This is a genomic window from Minwuia sp. (assembly GCF_048263705.1).
GTDB lineage: Bacteria > Pseudomonadota > Alphaproteobacteria > Minwuiales > Minwuiaceae > Minwuia.
The window spans coordinates 26,181-39,406 of the sequence record NZ_JBLXDV010000016.1 but is presented as its reverse complement, the minus strand read 5'-3'; the positions used below and the strand labels follow the sequence as shown (position 1 = coordinate 39,406).

13 protein-coding genes are annotated in these 13,226 nt (G+C 63.1%); 8 read left to right on the top strand and 5 right to left on the bottom strand.

Annotated features, from left to right (window positions below; genetic code table 11):
* Positions 1-39: 39 nt before the first annotated feature.
* The gene (locus ACN0X7_RS18120; RefSeq protein ID WP_417519878.1) at positions 40-699 is read right to left on the bottom strand and encodes a DUF3576 domain-containing protein; all 660 of its coding nucleotides are present in this window, start codon (positions 697-699) and stop codon (positions 40-42) included.
* Here ACN0X7_RS18120 and ACN0X7_RS18115 point away from each other — a divergent pair.
* The gene (locus tag ACN0X7_RS18115) at positions 692-1,450 is read left to right on the top strand and encodes a porin (protein WP_417519877.1); all 759 of its coding nucleotides are present in this window, start codon (positions 692-694) and stop codon (positions 1,448-1,450) included. The genes ACN0X7_RS18120 and ACN0X7_RS18115 overlap by 8 nt on opposite strands.
* A gap of 306 nt (positions 1,451-1,756) precedes the next feature.
* Here ACN0X7_RS18115 and ACN0X7_RS18110 read toward each other — a convergent pair whose 3' ends face one another.
* Positions 1,757-2,863 (bottom strand): beta-propeller fold lactonase family protein, encoded by a 1,107-nt coding sequence (locus ACN0X7_RS18110; protein ID WP_417519876.1) that lies wholly within the window; start codon positions 2,861-2,863, stop codon positions 1,757-1,759.
* A gap of 11 nt (positions 2,864-2,874) precedes the next feature.
* Complete coding sequence (locus ACN0X7_RS18105) at positions 2,875-3,687, bottom strand: enoyl-CoA hydratase/isomerase family protein (RefSeq protein ID WP_417519875.1); 813 nt, start codon at positions 3,685-3,687, stop codon at positions 2,875-2,877.
* Between the two features lie 149 nt (positions 3,688-3,836).
* Here ACN0X7_RS18105 and ACN0X7_RS18100 point away from each other — a divergent pair, with 149 nt between their 5' ends.
* From ACN0X7_RS18100 to ACN0X7_RS18070, 7 genes are all read left to right on the top strand, one after another.
* Entirely contained in the window at positions 3,837-5,315 is a 1,479-nt protein-coding gene (locus tag ACN0X7_RS18100) for a flavin-containing monooxygenase (RefSeq protein WP_417519874.1), read from the top strand.
* Complete coding sequence (locus ACN0X7_RS18095) at positions 5,312-6,124, top strand: enoyl-CoA hydratase/isomerase family protein (RefSeq protein WP_417519873.1); 813 nt, start codon at positions 5,312-5,314, stop codon at positions 6,122-6,124. The genes ACN0X7_RS18100 and ACN0X7_RS18095 overlap by 4 nt, the downstream gene beginning before the upstream one ends.
* Positions 6,124-6,630, top strand: a complete 507-nt coding sequence (locus ACN0X7_RS18090; protein ID WP_417519872.1) for a GNAT family N-acetyltransferase — start codon at positions 6,124-6,126, stop codon at positions 6,628-6,630. The genes ACN0X7_RS18095 and ACN0X7_RS18090 overlap by 1 nt, the downstream gene beginning before the upstream one ends.
* Before the next feature lie 110 nt (positions 6,631-6,740).
* Positions 6,741-8,165, top strand: a complete 1,425-nt coding sequence (locus ACN0X7_RS18085; protein WP_417519871.1) for a circularly permuted type 2 ATP-grasp protein — start codon at positions 6,741-6,743, stop codon at positions 8,163-8,165.
* Between the two features lie 3 nt (positions 8,166-8,168).
* Positions 8,169-9,155, top strand: a complete 987-nt coding sequence (locus tag ACN0X7_RS18080; protein WP_417519870.1) for an alpha-E domain-containing protein — start codon at positions 8,169-8,171, stop codon at positions 9,153-9,155.
* A 56-nt stretch (positions 9,156-9,211) separates the two neighbouring features.
* Complete coding sequence (locus tag ACN0X7_RS18075; protein ID WP_417519869.1) at positions 9,212-9,955, top strand: peptidase; 744 nt, start codon at positions 9,212-9,214, stop codon at positions 9,953-9,955.
* The gene (locus tag ACN0X7_RS18070; RefSeq protein ID WP_417519868.1) at positions 9,955-10,707 is read left to right on the top strand and encodes a HesA/MoeB/ThiF family protein; all 753 of its coding nucleotides are present in this window, start codon (positions 9,955-9,957) and stop codon (positions 10,705-10,707) included. Before ACN0X7_RS18075 ends, ACN0X7_RS18070 begins: the two co-directional genes overlap by 1 nt.
* Positions 10,708-10,742: 35 nt before the next feature.
* Here the strand turns inward: ACN0X7_RS18070 and ACN0X7_RS18065 are convergent, their stop codons facing one another.
* Together ACN0X7_RS18065 and ACN0X7_RS18060 are read right to left on the bottom strand one after the other, a co-directional pair.
* A complete protein-coding gene (locus ACN0X7_RS18065) occupies positions 10,743-11,756 on the bottom strand; it encodes an NADP-dependent oxidoreductase (protein ID WP_417519867.1) in 1,014 nt (337 codons plus the stop codon).
* A gap of 64 nt (positions 11,757-11,820) precedes the next feature.
* Positions 11,821-13,200: a DUF3179 domain-containing protein gene (locus ACN0X7_RS18060; RefSeq protein WP_417519866.1), complete on the bottom strand. Its 1,380-nt coding sequence runs from the start codon at positions 13,198-13,200 to the stop codon at positions 11,821-11,823.
* Between the last annotated feature and the right edge of the window lie 26 nt (positions 13,201-13,226).

The window sequence follows — 13,226 nt, the reverse complement described above, 5'->3', positions numbered from 1 at the left end:
GAGCCTGCCGGTCAGATGCGGCAGGTCCGGGATCAGGCGCTACAGCGCGCCGGACTCCTGTCTCAGGACCAGCGCCCGCGCCAGAATGGAATCGATCATGTTGCTGCTGACCGACGGTGAGGTGGGAACGTCGAACCAGTTGCCGGATTCCCTCAGTTCCTGACGTTCGACATTGATATCAATGGATTCCGCCCGCAATGCGCGTGACGAAAATGCCACGTCGAGCCGGAATCTTTCCAGCGGGGCACCGGGTGCGATGTACCAGTCGGTGTCGATAACGCCGCGTCGGTCATCCACTTCCAGCAGCGGCATGAAGCCGACCGTTTCCAGGGCGGCCTGCCACATGAACGGGTTCGCGGGCGACCCGGCGGTGGCCGCATTTCCGGCGGCCGTGACTTCCGTGGGTGCAACCGGTTGATTCGACGCTGCTTTTGGCTCGTCGTCGGAAAACGGATTCAGCGAGCTGCACGCGCCGAGTCCGAAAATCGCGCTGCAGGCGATCAGTGTGACGGCGAGGCGATGGCGGAAACTGGACAAAGCACGGAGCCTTTCAAAGCGGAATTCGACCCCGGTTTTATCCCTTCGCATCGGGGCGCACAACCGCGAGAGGAGCCGATTTGATGATTGAACTGTGTCCTCCGCGTCATCTAATAACCTTCGGGTAAGGTTTTGACGCAATTCTTCCGGGGCCATGATCATCAAACTGCGTTTCCTCATTGCCAGTCTGGGACTGATCGCAGCCGCTTCGACGGCAGCGGCAGAGGATGCCGAACTGCGGCTGAATTTCAAGAATGCCGAAGTCACCAGGCTCGCGCCGGAAACCTCGGAACTGACGCTGGACGAGATGCTTGCGGTATCCCCCCGGTCGAACGGGCTGAACATGTCGGTTCAGATGCCGGGCCCGACCGGCGACGACATCCCCGAGATCGGACTCGGGTTCGGAGACAGCGCCTACGGCGTGGATTTCGAGTTCTTCACCAACTTCGCAGGCCGGGGCGCGGACCGCGTCGGCCTTTCGGGTATCGGATCGAGCGGCGTCGGTCGCGGACTGTCGCTCAACGAGGATCTGTCGCTGGATCCGGGCGCGCATGCCGATGGTGCCATCTGGCAGTTCGGCGGACGGGTCGGCTACTCCGGCTTCAGCGTCGGCGCGGATTTCGCGCGTGAGCAGGCCAGACGCAACCAGGCCGAATACCGCGACTACCGGCTGGGCGTCAGCTACAAGGGGTCAAGCTGGCTGGTGGGCATGCAGTACATGCGTTCGCTTCAGTCCCGCTCGGAGAACGTGCTGGGCTCTTCAGACGCGCTGGAATTCGGCGGTGTCTGGAACCTGAATTCGTCGGTCGATCTGATCGGCGGCGTGCAGTTCTGGGATCAGGAAGAGATCAGCGCCACCGACAGCCAGTCGCGGGATGCGCTCATCTTCGTCGGAACGCGCATCCAGTTCTAGAGCGTTTTTCGTTTTCATGGAATCACCATGAAAACGAAATAACGCAACTGGCACAGGTAGTTGCCATTCTTGAAAACAGTCTGAATGGTTCCATTCAGACTGTTTCCGCCCTAGAACCGTCCCCTCTTTCACTGAATCGCCGACGCTCGGACTGTCACCCCCGGTTTATCCGGGGCCTTTCCTGAATACCGGACATGCGCCGCGTTTGCCGGGTCGTCCTTTGCCCCCGCACGGAAGCGGGGTGACACCCTGTGCGTTTGGCCGTTTCAATCAAAGGCTGGAACGTTCCAGGACCGCCGGGCGGCCTCAGTCATCAATCAGCACCGTGTGCGGAACACGCCCGATCGGCACCGATCTGACGGCCTTCCTGTTTGCCGTATCGACAATCGTGATGTCGTCGGACAGGCCGTTGGCGACGAACAGCAGACTTTCGCTGCGGTTGAACGTCATGTTCCAGGCGCGCTTTCCGACCAGCACGTAATCCTCGATTTCACCGGTGCCGGTATCGACGAAGGCGATGTGATTGGCCCGCCCGAGCGCCACGACAGCCGTCTTGCCGTCCTTCGACAGGATGATACCGACCGGCGTCACGTCCTCGGATCGCAGTCCGGTCGGGGCGGGAAACGTGATGGTGCGCAGAACCTTGTTGGTGGCCGTGTCGATCACGGTCGCCGAGGCATTCAGTTCGTTCGTCACCCACAACTGGCCGCCATCGGGCGTCAGCGCGAAACGCCGCGGACGGTTGCCCGCAACGACGTTGGCGCGGATCTGCCGGTCCGCCACGTCGATCACGTGCACGATATTGGCGACTTCCGAGGCGACATAGACGGTGTTTCCGTCGGGACCGGCCAGCACGCCTTCCGGCTCCTTCCCGGTCTCGATCGTCGTCAGCCCGGCGATATCCGGTCCATCGCCGTCTCCGTCCTCGTCTTCTTCCTCGCGTTCGTCCGCGTCATCGGCATCTGCTTCTTCCGGCTCCGGGGCCGCCGTTGCCAGATCCGGTACGCCGGTGCGTCCGGCGAAGTGCTGATCCAGATCCAGGATGCCGAGTGCCGAGTCGTCCTCCAGCGAAATGAACAGCGTCCTGCCGTCCTTCGAGAAATCGAACAGCTCCGGATCGTCGATGCCGTCGATGCGATCGACCAGCGCCAGGCTCGCCACATCGATGATATCGATCGCATTACCCCGCCCGCAGGCCACGAAGATGCGCTCCCGGGCGGGGTCGAACTGCAGGTGGCGGGGGCGCGCCGCCGTGGGGATGGTCTTCACGACCGCATAGGTGGACCCGTCCAGTACATAGACGGCGTTGTCTTTCTCGGAGGAGACGAACAACAGTCCGGTGTCTTTCGCCAGCGTCGCGGTCGAGAGCGAAAGCGCGGCGACACCGGCCATCAGCAGGCTGCGGATTCTCATGCCATGTCTCCTCAGGCGTCGCTGCGCGGATCGAAGTTGGGCTGTCGCTTTTCCAGATGCGATTTCAGCCCTTCTGCCGCTTCCGGACTGGTGAAGCCCAGCATCTCCAGCGCCACGGAGGCATCGAACGACGGGCCGGCCATCCGGTACCAGTTGTTCAGTGCATATTTGGTGAAGCGCAGCGCAGACGGTGCGCCGTTGGCCAGCCGCGTGGCGACTTCCAGCGCCTTGTCCTGCAGCGCGTCATCGTCGACCGCCAGCGAGACGAGTCCCATGCGCTCGGCTTCCTCGCCGGTCATGGGCTCGCACAGCATCAGATGGTACTTCGCCTTGGCCATCCCGCAGAGCAGCGGCCAGTTGATCACCGCATGATCGCCCGCGGCGACCCCGAGGCGGGTGTGGCCGTCAACGATCTTGGCCGATTTGGCGACGATGGAGATATCAGCCAGCAGCCCGGCAACCAGTCCGGCACCGACGGCCACCCCGTTGATGGCAGAGACGACGGGCTTGCCGCAGTTGATGATGTTATAGACCAGATCCTTGGCTTCCTTCCACGACCGGACGCGGGCGTGATAGTCCTCGATCATCTCGCCGATCATGCTGAAATCGCCGCCCGCCGAGAAGGCCCGTCCCTTCGCGGTCAGGATCACCACCGACACGTCGGGATCCTGGTCGATGGCGTTCCAGACATAGGTCATGTGGTTGTGGCCGGTCTTGTCCAGCGCGTTCAGCCGTTCCGGCTTGTTCATGGTCAGGCGCAAGACGCGCTCGGCCGGATAGTCGATCTCGAAGGTTTCGGCGAATTCGGCGTAGCGATCGGACATGTGTTCCTCCCCAGGATGGCTTCTGAAACTGTGCCCTGATCGGCAGCCGGGCTCAAGCATCGCGATCCGGTGCCGGATTTGCGCCGGTTGCTGCATATGCTACTGATCAGTAGCCATATTCGAGATCACATCGGTTCGGGGAGGATCAGATGAGCGTTGCAGAACAGTCCCAGACGCGACCCGGCGCGGACCTGCGCTTCGCCGTCATTGGCGCAGGCATGTCCGGCATGCTGGCGGCCATCAAGCTGGAGGAGGCCGGTTTCCCACACGTCGAGATCTTCGAGAAGGCGGGCGATCTGGGCGGTACCTGGCGCGACAATACCTATCCGGGCCTGAGTTGCGACGTGCCCAGCCATGTCTATCGTTATCGCTTTGCGCCCAACCCGAACTGGTCGCACCGGTTCTCCAGCGGGCGCGAGATCTGGGAATATCTCGACGGGGTCGCGCGCGAGTACGGCATCCGCGATCGCATCCGCTTCAACACCGGAATCGACCGGTGCGAATACGACGGAGCGGTCTGGCACCTGACGACGGAAGGTGGCGAGACCGAGACGTTCGACATCGTGATCACCGCGACCGGCGTGCTGCGCGATCCGGTCATGCCGGACATCGACGGGCTGGACGATTTCGAAGGGCCGTTGTTCCATTCGTCACGCTGGGATCACAGCCATGACTGGCGCGGCAAGCGCGTCGGCCTGATCGGCACCGGGTCGACAGCGATCCAGATCACGACCGCGATGGCCGACGAGGTCGGGAAGCTGTCGCTGTTCCAGCGTACGCCGCAGTGGGTGGTACCGGTCGAGAATCCCGAGATTCCCGAGCAGGAGAAGCAGGCGCTGGCAAAGGATCCGGCGCGGATGGACAGCCTGTACGACTATCTGGCCGACCGGTTCCAGAACACGTTCGCGCGTGCCGTGGTGGGTGACAAGGAGGAACTCGCCAAGGTCGAGAAGGCCTGTGAGGAGAACCTGGCGACCGTCAGGGACCCGGAACTGCGGGCGAAGCTGACGCCGGACTATCAGGCGGCCTGCAAGCGCCTGATCATGTCGGACCGGTTCTATGAACAGGTGCAGAAGCCGACCGTCGAACTGGTCACGGACCGGATCGAACGGATCGAGGTCAACGGCGTCCGCACGGCGGATGGCCGTCTGCACGAACTGGACATGCTGGTCTGCGCGACCGGGTTCGAGGCGCACAAGTTCATGCGTCCGATGCAGGTGATCGGGCGTGACGGCCACACGCTGGACGACGAGTGGGCCGAGGCGAACCGCGCCTATCGCTCGATCGGCGTGCCGGGCTTCCCGAACTTCTTCACCATCGTCGGCCCGAACAGCCCGATCGGCAATTTCTCGCTGATCATGATTTCGGAAATGCAGTTTGCCTACATCATGAAGCTGATCGACCAGATCGCCGAAGGCCGCGCCCGCGAGATCGAGCCCAGCCGGGAAGCCACGGATCGCTTCAATGCCGACATCAAGGACGCGATGACCGGCACCGTCTGGGTCAGCGGCTGTTCGTCATGGTATCTGGACAAGAACGGCAATCCGGCCATGTGGCCCTGGGATTTCGAGCGGTTCGCCGACGAGATGGCGGAGCCGGACCTGGGCGATTTCAGGATGGCCTCATGACCGATCTGCCGAACCCCAGGATGCTGCTGCTGGATCGCCGCGGACCGAACCTGTATGTGACACTGAACAATCCCGAGCGCCGGAATGCGCTGTCCGGCGAGATGGTCGAGGAACTGATCGAGGTGCTGGATGCCATCGCGCCGGACCGTTCCGTCCGAACCCTGATCATGCGCGGCGCGGGCGGTTTCTTCTGTGCCGGTGGCGACATCAAGGGGTTCAAGGCGGGGTTTCAGGCCGATGCCGATCCCCGGGCCATCGCCGCCAGCAACCGGACGTTTGGCGATTTCCTGATCCGCCTGAACACTCTGCCGCAGACCGTGATCATGCTGGTCGAGGGCGCGGCCATGGGCGGCGGACTGGGGCTGGTGTGCGTCTCCGATGTCGCCATCTGCGACCAGCACACGCGGTTCTCCATGACCGAGACCAGTCTGGGCATTCCACCCGCCCAGATCGCGCCCTTCGTGGCCGAAAGGCTGGGCATCACCCAGTCCAGGCGGCTGATGCTGACGGGCGCGCGCTTCAAGGGGGAAGAAGCGCTCAAGCTGGGGCTGGTGCATTACTGCGAGGGCAATGCGGTGGGCATGGAGACCCGCCTGGAAGAGGTTCTCGACCAGATCGACCGCAGCGCGCCCGCCGCCAACGCGGCGACCAAGGACATCGTCCTGACCAGCCGGCATACGGACCTGTCGGACACCCTCGATATGGCCGCACGGCACTTTGCCGACTGCATGCTTTCCGATGAGGGACGCGAAGGGGTCAGCGCCTTTCTGGAGAAGCGCAATGCCCGCTGGATCGTCAGGGGAAAATGATGGATCAGGCGGCGGTCATTCGGGATGCGCGACCGTCTGATCTCACCCAGATCACCGGGATCTACGGTCACTGGGTTCGATCGGGCACATCGTCCTTCGAGCTGGAGGCACCGGATCTTGCAGAGATGACCGGCCGGTTCGAGGCCATCGTCTCGGGCGGTTATCCCTATCTGGTTCTGGCGCAGGACGAACGGGTTCTGGGCTACGCCTACGCCGGTGCCTACCGGCCCCGTCCCGCCTACCGTTTCACGGCGGAGGATTCAATATACATGGCGCCGGACAGCGGCGGGCAGGGGCATGGACGGCGGCTTCTGACTGAACTGCTGGCGCGGTTGCGCGCCCAGGATTTCCGCAGTGTGATCGGCGTGGTCGGCGACCCGGACACGAACCGGGCCTCGGTCGCGCTGCACCGGGCCGCGGGCTTCACCGAATTCGGCCGCGCGCGACAGATCGGTTTCAAGTTCGATCGCTGGCTGGACGTCGCCTATCTGCAACTGAAGCTGTGATGGCTGCGATCAGGACTCGCGCCGGGTCTGCAGGTGCGACTATGTTTCTCTGCGACAGGGGTTGATCTGTTCCACGACGATGACAAATATTTCGGGACGTCAGGAGGCACATGTCCAAAAATCAAAAACAAATCTACGATGAAATGTGGGCCGACGAAAACAACGTCCGGCCTGCCTATGCAAATCTTCAACACTGGCTTCAGAACACGCCGCCGGAAGACTTCAATCGAAAGCGCGGTGAGGCGGAATTCCTCTTCAAGAGACTGGGCATCACCTTTGCCGTGTATGGTGAAGGCGGCGATCCCGAGCGGCTGATCCCTTATGATATCGTGCCGCGGGTGCTGACGGGTACCCAGTGGCGCGAGATGTCGGCCGGCATGGAACAGCGCGTGCGGGCCATCAATGCCTTCCTCGCCGATATCTATGGCAAGCAGGAGATCGTCTCCGCCGGCATCGTGCCGGAGGAAATCATCGCCGCCAATGACGCATACCTGCCGCAGATGCGCGGCGTCGTGCCGCCCGCCGGGGTTCACGCGCACATCGCGGGTGTCGATATGGTCTGCGTCGACGGGGATTTTGTCGTTCTGGAAGACAACGTCAGGACACCGTCCGGCGTGTCCTACATGATCGGCAATCGCGAGGCGGAGATGCGCCTGTTCCCCGAACTGTTCAGCCGGCACCGCATCCAGCCCGTCGATCATTATCCGGACGCCCTGCGCGAGAGTCTGGCCTCGGTCTCGCCGAACCAGGACCGCGCACCGCGCGTCGTCGTCCTGACGCCGGGCCGCTACAATTCAGCCTATTTCGAGCATGCATTTCTCGCCGACAAGATGGGCGTCGAACTGGTCGAAGGCACGGACCTGTTTGTCGAGGAAGACATCGTCTACATGCGGACGACCCGTGGCCCCCGCCGCGTCGATGTGATCTACCGCCGGATCGATGATGAATTCCTCGATCCCGCCGCCTTCAACCCCGAGTCGATGCTGGGCGTGCGCGGACTGGTGGATGCCTACAAGGCCGGCAACGTCGCCATCGCCAACGCCATCGGAAACGGCGTGGCGGACGACAAGGCGATCTATGTCTACGTGCCGGAAATGGTCCGCTTCTATCTGGGCCAGGAACCGATCCTGAAGAACGTCACGACCTACATGGGCCGGAAAGCCGACGACCTGCAGTACATCCGCGAGAATCTCGCCGATCTCGTCGTGAAGGAGGTTCACGGTTCGGGCGGCTACGGCATGCTGGTCGGTCCGAAATCGACCAAGGCCGAGTGCGAGGAATATCTCAGGCGCATCGAGGCCGATCCATCGGGCTTCATCGCCCAGCCGACGCTGGCGCTCTCGACCTGTCCGACATTCGTCGGTGAAGGCGTGGCACCCCGCCATGTCGACCTTCGGCCCTATGTCCTGAGCGGCAGCGACAAGGTCACGATCGTGCCCGGCGGCCTGACGCGGGTCGCAATGAAGGAAGGCTCCCTGGTGGTGAATTCCAGTCAGGGCGGCGGCACCAAAGACACCTGGGTACTGGAGGACTGAGCCATGCTGAGTAGAACAGCGGACGACGTCTTCTGGGCGTCACGATACATCGAACGCGCCGAAAATCTGGCGCGGCTTCTGGAAGTGGCCGACCGCATGGCATTGATGCCGGCGGAGACCGACAACACCCGCGAGTGGCACTCGGTGCTGATCGCAGGCGGTGTCGAGCCGCTCTATCTGGAGAACCACAAGCAGGTGACCGAGGACGAGGCGCTGGCCTTCATCGCGCTCGGTCCCGAAAATCCGTCCAGCATCTATAACTGCCTGAAGTCGGCGCGCGAGAATGCCCGCGCCCAGCGTCACACGATCACACGTGAACTCTGGGAAGCGATCAACGAGACGTGGTTCACCGTCCGGGACATGAGCTTCGACACGATGGAGAAGAAGGGCCGCGTCGAGTTCATCGACTGGGTCAAGCAGCGTTCCCATCTTGTCCGCGGCGCCATCGCCGGGACGATGATCCGCGATGACCTCTATAACTTCCTGCGCCTTGGCACCTTCATCGAGCGGGCGGATTCGACCGCGCGCATCCTGGATGTGAAGTATCACCTGATCCTGCCGGAAGGTGCGCCCGTCGGCGGTGCCGCGGACTATTATCAGTGGACGGCGCTGTTGCAGTCGGTGTCGGCACATGTGAACTACAGGCGTCTTTTCGGCGAAGCCGTCGTGCCCAATCGTGTGGCCGAACTGCTGATCCTGCGGCCCGAGATGCCGCGTTCGATCCGCAGCTGTTATGACGAGATCATGCGCAATCTCGACATGCTGTCTCAGGACTATGGCAGGCGGCTGCCCTCGCAGCGGATTGCGGGCAAGCTGCAGAGTGAGCTGAAATACGGCACGGTCGATGAGATCTTCGGCTATGGGCTGCACGAGTTCCTGACCCGCGTGGTCGACCGCAACATCGAGGTGGGCGCGCAGATACAACGCGACTTCCTGCTGGACTCCGCGCCGCCCGAGGAAAGCCAGTCGCAATCACAAGCGATGGCGTAAATCCGCCAATTGCGTTAGTCAGGGCACGATTCTTCAATCTCTGACGAGGGCGCGTTGTGACCTATTGCGTGGGGACCCTGACATCCGAGGGACTGGTGATGCTGGCCGACACCCGCACCAACGCGGGCATCGACCACATTTCCACCTTCCGCAAGCTGCAGACCTGGGGCGATCCCGACGATCGCACCGTGGCGCTGATGTCGGCGGGCAATCTGGCCGTGACGCAGGCCATCGTCGGGCTGCTCAACGAACGCATGGAAGATCCCGAATGGGATCAGACGCAGACCATCCTCGGCGCGCCGTCGATGTTTGCGGTGGCGCGGCTGATCGGTGAGGCGATCCGGGATGTCCGCAAGGTGGACGGCCCGTCGCTGGATCAGGGTGCTGGCGGCTTCCAGGCCTCGTTCCTGCTGGGTGGCCAGATCGCGGGCCGTACGCTGCGGCTCTACCAGATCTACGCCGAGGGCAATTTCATCGAGGCGACCGAGGACACGCCGTTCTTCCAGATCGGGGAGACCAAGTACGGCAAGCCGGTCCTGGACCGTGTCATGCATTTCGACATGCCCCTGAAGGAGGCGGCGAAGGTCTGTCTGATCTCGATGGATTCCACGTTGCGTTCGAACATGTCCGTCGGCCTGCCGCTGGACTTGCTGGTCTGCAAGCGCGACGCGCCGGGCATCTACACCGCGCGGCGCATTCACGAGACCGATGCTGACTATGCCGAGATCCGCAATCGCTGGTCCGATGCGTTGCGGCAGGCCTATCAGGACATTGGCGAAGTCGATCTGAAGGCGGGCTGATGGAAGACGCGCAGGTCGAGCGCTACGCCCGCCACATCGTGCTGAAGGAAGTCGGCGGCGCGGGGCAGCAGAAACTGCTGAAGTCCAGTGTGCTCTGCATCGGGGCTGGCGGGCTGGGGTCGCCCCTGATCATGTATCTCGCGGCGGCAGGTGTCGGGACCATCGGTATCGTCGACGATGACGCCGTCGCCCTGTCCAACCTGCAACGCCAGGTGCTGCACCGGACCGGCGACATCGGTTTGCACAAGACCGACAGTGCGCGCGCCGCCGTTGCCGATATCAATCCTGAGGTGGTGGTGCATGTCCATCGGACCCGTCTGGATGCGGACAATGCCGCCGATCTGATCCGCGACTACGATCTGGTCTGCGACGGTTCGGACAATTTCCTGACCCGTTTCGCGCTGCATGACGCCTGTTTCCGGGCGCGGAAGCCGCTGGTCTCGGCAGCGGTCCTGCGTTTCGACGGACAGCTTGCGACCTGGCGCGGCTACGAGGCGGACAAGCCCTGTTACCGCTGCCTTTATCCGGACATTCCGCCCGAGGAGCAGACCTGCGCACAGGACGGCGTGCTGGGCGCGATCGTCGGAGTCATGGGCACCCTGCAGGCGACCGAGGCGGTCAAGGAACTGCTGCGCCTCGGCGAGGGGCTCGCGGGCCGGCTGCTGATCTACGACGGTCTGGCGGCCAGTTTCCGCACGCTGAAGGTTCGACCTGACCCTGAGTGTCCGCTTTGCGGCAACGGAGGCTCGTAAAGCGTTCCGGCATCCGATTGAAACGGTCGAACGTTCTAGAGGTCGGCGATCTTCACCACCCGTTTGCCGAGGTTCTCGCCCTTCAGCATGCCGATGAAGGCGTCGGGCGCGTTCTCGAAGCCGTTGACGATGTCCTCGGCGACCGACATGCGGCCCGACCGGATGTGTTCGGCCGTCTCTTCGATGAACGACTCGATCAGATGGCTGTGGTCGCGCACGACGAAACCCTGCACGTGAAGCCGCTTGGAGACGATCTCGTTCACGTTCCTCAGGTGATAGGGTTCCTTCAGGTTGTACTGGCTGATCATGCCGCACATCGCAAAGCGGGCGAACGGATTGGCATGCGCCAGCACGGCATCCAGATTGGCCCCGCCGACGTTCTCGAAATTCACGTCAATGCCGTCGCTGCAGAACAGCCGAAGGGCCTCGGGAATCGACGGCACCGTGCGGTAGTTGAACCCGTCGTGGAAGCCGCATTCGTTGGTGAAGAAGCGTACCTTCTCGTCCGAACCCGCCGAGCCGATCACCCGGGCCCCCGCAATCCGCGCAAGTTGCCCGGCGACCTGACCGACGGCACCGGATGCGGCGGACACATAGACGGTCTCGCCGTCCTTCGGCTTGCCGATCAGCATCATGCCGACATAGGCCGTCAGCCCCGGAAACCCCAGCGTTCCCAGATAATGCGACAGGGGTGCCAGATCGGGATCGACCTTGCGCAGGCTTTCGCCGCCCCGGGCCACCGACCATTCAGCCCAGTCCAGCATGCCATAGACGCAGTCGCCTTCGCTGAAGTCCGGGTTGCGGCTGCTGTCGACCACGCCGATCACCCGCCCGAACAGCGGCGCATCGATCTGGAAGCCGCTGGCATAGGCGACGCCGCCGTCATTCATCAGGCCGCGCATGTAGGGATCGACCGACATGTACAGGTGCCGGACCAGCACATCGCCCTCGTCGAGCGGCGGCACCTCGGCCTCGGCGATACGGAAATTGTCCGGTGTGACCCATCCGTCGGGCCGGCTGTTCAGAACGATCTGGCGTGTTGTCGGCATGATATGAGGCCCTCCCCTGAGCCGGCTCATTCTGACAGGCCAGCCCCCGGACCGGAAGAGCGCGTCAGTTCTGCGACGGCTGCGGGTAGAGCGTGGCTGCATCGCCCAGATAGCCGTCCCACGCGAACCAGTAGGCGACATGTCCGGCGACGCGGCGCAGCTTCCGGCCGCCCGGTCCGACAAGCGCCTCTTCGGTCATCTGCCATTCGGTGTCCCCGGCCTGCAGGCGCGAACCTTCCCGATGGAACACCAGCCCGTCACGTTCATAGGCGCGGACGGTCCGGGTGCGGGTATCGCCGATCAGCACGATGGACGTCTCTCCGATCGCATCGTTGATCGCTTCGCCGTCCTCGAAGGCGGCAAGCGGCCAGGCGCGGGCAACGCCGGCCTGGCGAATGCCGAACACCCGGCCTTTCTGGTGAAGGGGGCTGTCGTTCCGGACCCGGGCGGGGAACATCAGGTCGGGGCTGGAAAAATAGTCGCGATAGACCACGCCCGCGCCGTAGTCGCGTCTGAACCCGGTATCCAGCGACAGCACGCGGGTCTGCGGGTTCGCGGCACGCCAGTCGACCCAGCTTGTGACGGCGACCGGCAGTGTCTTCAGCCGGATGCCGCTGAACGCCAGTTCGCCGGTCACCGGCTCCCCGGTGAACTGGTTCCACAGGCTTCTGGTCTGCTGGTCGTACATCAGCTTGTTGGAGCGGTAGAGCAGCCCCGAGGAGCCGAAGACGAACGGTGCTTCACGCCCTTCGACGGCGGTATCGTACAGGATGCCCGATCCGCAAAGCGTGCAGTAGGCCAGTGCCACCGGCTGGCCGCCGACGACATCGTTGAACATCTCGTGCCAGCCCATGATCCGCAGCGGGTAGGCACGCGCGTCACCGTTGATCGAGACGCCGAAAACCAGATCCTGATCCTTCAGATAGTCGGCGTCGCGGGCCGCGATCAGCTTCGGATTGTCCAGCGACGGTATCCCGTCCAGCGCGGGCACGCCGCCCCAGACGATTTCCTCCAGCCGGATGCGCATGTTTTTCGCTTCGGCTTTCTCGCCATCGAAGAAGACGTCGAAGCGGGGATCAATCGAATCGAACAGAATGCGCCGCAGCCGGACATAGTCGTCGTGCGGTCGTACCTGCGGGTTGGCTTCCTGCCACAGCATCCAGTCGAACCAGCCCGACGCTTCATGTCCGGTCAATGCGGTCAGCGCAGCGTCCAGTTCGTCGTCCGCATCGAAGACAAACCGGTGGGCCACGATCAGGGTCGGCGCGATGTCGATGTTTCCGCGTTCGACGAACCAGTTCAGCGCCTCCGTCCGGTTGCCGGAATGGCTCTGGAAGATCGCCATGATCCGTTCGTGCATCTCTTCCCGGCTCACCGGTTCCGCGGTCGCGGCTCCTGCAAGCAGAGCCGTGAACAGCAGCGGCATGATGAATCTGCGGATCATCGTATCTCCGATCTTTCGGTGGCATG

Excerpts from the sequence above, each read along its gene's own strand:
- ACN0X7_RS18105 (WP_417519875.1), bottom strand. The coding sequence starts at position 3,687 with ATGTCCGATCGCTACGCCGAATTCGCCGAAACCTTCGAGATCGACTAT.
- ACN0X7_RS18095 (WP_417519873.1), top strand. The coding sequence starts at position 5,312 with ATGACCGATCTGCCGAACCCCAGGATGCTGCTGCTGGATCGCCGCGGA.
- ACN0X7_RS18100 (WP_417519874.1), top strand. The coding sequence starts at position 3,837 with ATGAGCGTTGCAGAACAGTCCCAGACGCGACCCGGCGCGGACCTGCGC.
- ACN0X7_RS18065 (WP_417519867.1), bottom strand. The coding sequence starts at position 11,756 with ATGCCGACAACACGCCAGATCGTTCTGAACAGCCGGCCCGACGGATGG.
- ACN0X7_RS18110 (WP_417519876.1), bottom strand. The coding sequence starts at position 2,863 with ATGAGAATCCGCAGCCTGCTGATGGCCGGTGTCGCCGCGCTTTCGCTC.
- ACN0X7_RS18085 (WP_417519871.1), top strand. The coding sequence starts at position 6,741 with ATGTCCAAAAATCAAAAACAAATCTACGATGAAATGTGGGCCGACGAA.
- ACN0X7_RS18120 (WP_417519878.1), bottom strand. The coding sequence starts at position 699 with ATGATCATGGCCCCGGAAGAATTGCGTCAAAACCTTACCCGAAGGTTA.
- ACN0X7_RS18080 (WP_417519870.1), top strand. The coding sequence starts at position 8,169 with ATGCTGAGTAGAACAGCGGACGACGTCTTCTGGGCGTCACGATACATC.
- ACN0X7_RS18060 (WP_417519866.1), bottom strand. The coding sequence starts at position 13,200 with ATGATCCGCAGATTCATCATGCCGCTGCTGTTCACGGCTCTGCTTGCA.
- ACN0X7_RS18090 (WP_417519872.1), top strand. The coding sequence starts at position 6,124 with ATGGATCAGGCGGCGGTCATTCGGGATGCGCGACCGTCTGATCTCACC.
- ACN0X7_RS18115 (WP_417519877.1), top strand. The coding sequence starts at position 692 with ATGATCATCAAACTGCGTTTCCTCATTGCCAGTCTGGGACTGATCGCA.
- ACN0X7_RS18070 (WP_417519868.1), top strand. The coding sequence starts at position 9,955 with ATGGAAGACGCGCAGGTCGAGCGCTACGCCCGCCACATCGTGCTGAAG.